This window comes from Rhodococcus sp. T7 (assembly GCF_009872365.1).
In the GTDB taxonomy this organism is placed as follows: Bacteria; Actinomycetota; Actinomycetes; order Mycobacteriales; family Mycobacteriaceae; genus Rhodococcus_F.
In genome coordinates, this window is sequence record NZ_WXYH01000172.1 from 1 (window position 1) to 2,808 (window position 2,808).

2 protein-coding genes are annotated in these 2,808 nt (G+C 67.6%); one reads left to right on the forward strand and one right to left on the reverse strand.

All coding sequences use genetic code 11. The features are described 5' to 3' along the window. Positions 1 to 571 precede the first annotated feature (571 nt). Positions 572 to 1,906, reverse strand: a complete 1,335-nt coding sequence (locus tag MLGJGCBP_RS17865) for a patatin-like phospholipase family protein (RefSeq protein ID WP_160097344.1) — start codon at positions 1,904 to 1,906, stop codon at positions 572 to 574. Positions 1,907 to 2,131: 225 nt separating this feature from the next. Between MLGJGCBP_RS17865 and MLGJGCBP_RS17870 the strand changes: the two genes are divergently transcribed. After that, positions 2,132 to 2,527 carry a hypothetical protein gene (locus tag MLGJGCBP_RS17870; RefSeq protein ID WP_160097346.1) on the forward strand — a complete coding sequence of 132 codons (396 nt, stop codon included), beginning with the start codon at positions 2,132 to 2,134 and terminating at the stop codon, positions 2,525 to 2,527. Positions 2,528 to 2,808: the final 281 nt, after the last annotated feature.

The window sequence follows — 2,808 nt, forward strand, 5'->3', positions numbered from 1 at the left end:
CAGTAGTGATTTTGGTGAGCCGCAGCGTGGAAATCCAGGGAATGTGATCCATGCCATCGCACAATTTTTCGGACTCCCTCCGCCGTGTGCTGGGTGGCCTGACCCTTCATTGCGAGGCCTACGCCCGGATGTGGATCGTGGGGCATCGGTCGGTGGTGGTTCCCGAGTATGTCGGCATTTATGCGCAGGAGGGCGCGTTGGGTCAGCTCACGCCGGCGTGTGCACGCCGGTTGGCGGTAATTCTGAATGCTGCGGCGGATGCGGCCGAGTCTGGTGAAATGTCGACTACACCAACAGATTCTGGAACAACGCATTCTTCGAGTACATCCTTGCGGGTCGGTCAAGTGTGGGCTGACAACGATCCCCGGGTGAAGGGCCGCACGGTCAAGGTCGAGGCAATCGACGGCGATAAGGCGCTGTGCCGTGTCCTTGCCCCGCCGTTCGACTATCCGGAGGGCCGGACGGGCCACTCCACACGGATCTCGGTTCGGCGATTCACGCCCACGAGCACCGGTTATCGCCTTATCCGTGAGGCGGATGGGACCCTCGCCCGTGGAGGTGTGAATTCCGATCAGGCGGTGTGGGTGGTCTCGGCGCCGATTCCTGCGCCGAGCGCCTGTTTCGCGGCGTGCACGGAGATCCGCTCGGGCGGGACGTGCTTCGGTGCTCCGGTGAGCCAGGGTGGTTGGTCTGCGTCTGCCAGGAGCAGGCGTGCGTCCCGTTGTCCCATGCGGATCGCGGCGTCGATGAAACCGCGGTCGAAGAGCAGGTAGCTGAGGAGGTCTCCGCGGCGAGCACCGTCGCCACCGAGTAGTCGTCCCAGGAGCAGCAGGTCCGGATTGCGAAGCATGTTCCATGCGCCGGCGGGCCAGCGGTTCCGGTCGTCGAATGCCTTGGCGGCGAGGGCGCCGAGGCATTCGCGCGTCTCGGGGCCGAAGAACAGGTAGGGCACATCGACGTAGTGGTGCTGCCTGCCGGTGACGGTTCGGCGTCCGTCGGCGACGAGTTCGTTGATCTTGCCGAGCGTCCGCAGGTCCTCGACCATCCGATCGACCAGCGCGGCATCGAGCACCCGCACGACCATGTCGTCGACATCCGGTGGTGCCGGCTCCTCGCCGGCGTTCGGCGCTTGCGGGTAGACCGCCGGGTGGGTGGCGACGACGACCAACTGGTGCGCGCCCAGGGACAGCGCCGGTTTGAGTGGGGCGTTGAGCCGGATCCCGCCGTCCGCGTACCAGCCTCGCCCATCGTTGGGGATCGATACCTCGACCGCGGGGAACAGCGCCGGAATCGCGGCGGAGGCCCGGACGTGCTCGGCGGTGACCCGCACACCGCGGTAGTCGATCGCGCGGTTGGCGTCCGGCGGCGGGAGCGGACCGGCACCGTTCCTGTCGACGAAGACCACCGTCCGGTTGCTGGCGGCCGAGGTGGTCACCACCGCCAGCGACGTCCGACCGTCGTTCAGGTTCGCTGCGAGCTGTGGCCAATCGACCAATCGGTGGGCGGTCCGGGCCAGTGGCGCGGTGTCGACCAGACTCGTCAGCCGAACCCTCGGTATTCCGCAGAGCTGACCGGCCCAGCGCGCGATCGTGCCGGGTCCGCTGAACATCAACGGCCGGAACACGTCGTCGATCTCCACGCTCCGCCAGGCCGCGAGTGCGGCGTCGGCCTGCTCGTCGGCTGGGAGATGGGCGCCCGCGGCGAACAGCGTCGCGTTGATCGCTCCGGCGCTGGTTCCGATGAACAGATCCGGTGTGACGCCGGCAGCGCGCAGGAAGGGCACGACCACGGACAGAACGCCTGCCTCGTAGGCGCCGCGCGCTCCGGCGCCGGCAACGACCACGGCGACCCGGGACGAATCGGGGTGTTGCCCTGGATCGGGGCTGGGCGGTGCGTGCGGTTCCATCGTCGATCCCCTTCGTCGTGCTGCTTCGTGTGCGGTCTGTGCTTGCGGGCGGTGCCGCGCGAGGGTCGCGGCACCGGACGGGGTGGGGCTCTGGGCTGTCCCTGCAGTGTCGACCTGGTCCGTCCGAGTCAGGGATGACCGCTGGGGTGAGGTTTAAACCCTGCCGCACGGTCGAGGTTGCGCGCCCCGACAGGTGCGCACCCTGGGCGTGACACCACTACCGGAGTGAGCACCGGGGACGGCGACAAGCTGAGGGAGCTGAACTGGATGGGCCGGGACGTCGGTGAGGTCACCGAGCGGTACCGCGACGACGATCCGCCTGCGGTGCATCGGGACGTCACCGGCTCGGAGGGGATCGCTGCGGGGCTGGACGTGGTCTGTGGGCCGCGCCGGGGAGTGTGTGTCCGCGGTGGGAACCGGGTCGCTCGTCACGACAAGGCTGTACAACGTGCGATTTTGTTGTGGGCTCGGTGCGAGAGGCCGCCTCGCCGGTGGGAGTCCGGGGTTGGTGCGGTGTGGAGTGCGCGGCGACGGTGGCGGTGGCGGCGAGTGCGTCGTCCATTGGAGTGGGGTGGCGTGGTCACCGAAGACAGCGGTGTGCACGGTGTGGTCGACGACTGATTCCGGGACTTCTTCACCGGACGGGGCATACGCCGTAATCCACGATGCGCCTCGGGCGGCGGCGCTCAGCTTGTCCGCCGAATGACGATCCCCATCGCGGCTTTTGTGCTCCGCAGGTTCTGCCGACGTGGCAGCGTATGTGTCTGTGGCGACCGATTCGACAGGAGTGTCCCGGACGGACAGGTAAGTGGGAGGACAGAACCGGACCGCAGCCTACTGGGTGTTCGCGGTGCGGCAGCGTCGTGTAAGCAGAGAGCGAGTAACCATGAACTCACCCTCAC